The organism is bacterium, assembly GCA_004299235.1.
In the GTDB taxonomy this organism is placed as follows: Bacteria; Chloroflexota; Dormibacteria; order Dormibacterales; family Dormibacteraceae; genus SCQL01.
This window is the reverse complement of record SCQL01000074.1, coordinates 1-1,051: the sequence shown is the minus strand read 5'-3', so window position 1 is coordinate 1,051 and position 1,051 is coordinate 1. Positions and strand designations below refer to the sequence as shown.

The window sequence follows — 1,051 nt, the reverse complement described above, 5'->3', positions numbered from 1 at the left end:
CCGGCGCGAAATTTGTCGAGGGCGGCGGCGAAGCCTTCTATCATCGCGGCGAGGATTTTATCCGCCTTCCTTACCGCGAAACTTTCCTCTCGCCCGCTGACTTTTATTGCACGGCTCTGCATGAACTCGGGCACTGGACCGCGCATCCCTCGCGCCTCAACCGCGATCTGCAGCATCGCTTCGGCTCATCGAGCTATGCGCGCGAAGAACTGATCGCGGAACTGACCAGCGCCTTCCTTTGCGCGCATCTGAACATCGTCCCGCAAATCCGCCATGCCGATTACCTGGGCCATTGGCTGCAAATCCTGAAAGAGGATAGCCGCGCGATCTTTCACGCCGCCAGCCAAGCCAGCAAGGCCACCGATTTCCTGCTCGCGTTCCAGCAGTCGCGAGAGGCCGAGATTCCGACCGCCGAGGCGGCGGAATAGGTGCATCCCGCACCAACCCGGCCCCGCCCGCGAAGCGCAAAACCCACGGATAGGGCCGGTCCACTCCAACGCAAGAGCAGACCATCATGGAACTTCAACACATCGAACTCAGCAAGCTCAAAATCTCCAAATGCAACATGCGCTACCGCGACCCGGAGCCGGATGTTGCGGACATTCTGCCGAGCATCCGCGCCAAGGGGGTCTTGCAGCCGCTTATCGTGCGGCCCGAGGACGGCAAGTTTGGCGTCGTGGCGGGACGGCGGCGCTATTTCTCGCTTCGTGCCGTCAAGGCGGAATGCGGCGAGGTCGCGGCTCCGCCTTGCGCGATCATGGAGGAAGGCGACGACGCCGAGGCCATCGAGGCATCGTTGCTCGAAAATGTCGCGCGCCGCGACCCCGATCCGATGCGCGAATACGAAACCTTCGTGCGGCTCATCAAGGAGGGCCGCACGGTGGACGGCATCGCCGCGACCTTCGGCATGACGACGACACAGGTTCGCCAGCGCCTTGCGCTCGGCAATCTGCTTCCCAAGATCAGGGACGCCTATCGTGCCGAGGATATTGACGACGAGACCGTGCGGCATCTGACGCTCGCCTCCGTGGCGCAGCAGCGCAAATGGCTG

General features: G+C 62.8%; 1 protein-coding gene. It reads left to right on the top strand.

The window, feature by feature from the left end; translation table 11 throughout:
- Positions 1–514 precede the first annotated feature (514 nt).
- The coding region (locus EPN29_14320) for a ParB/RepB/Spo0J family partition protein (protein TAN30384.1) at positions 515–1,051 on the top strand (537 nt) is incomplete at its 3' end.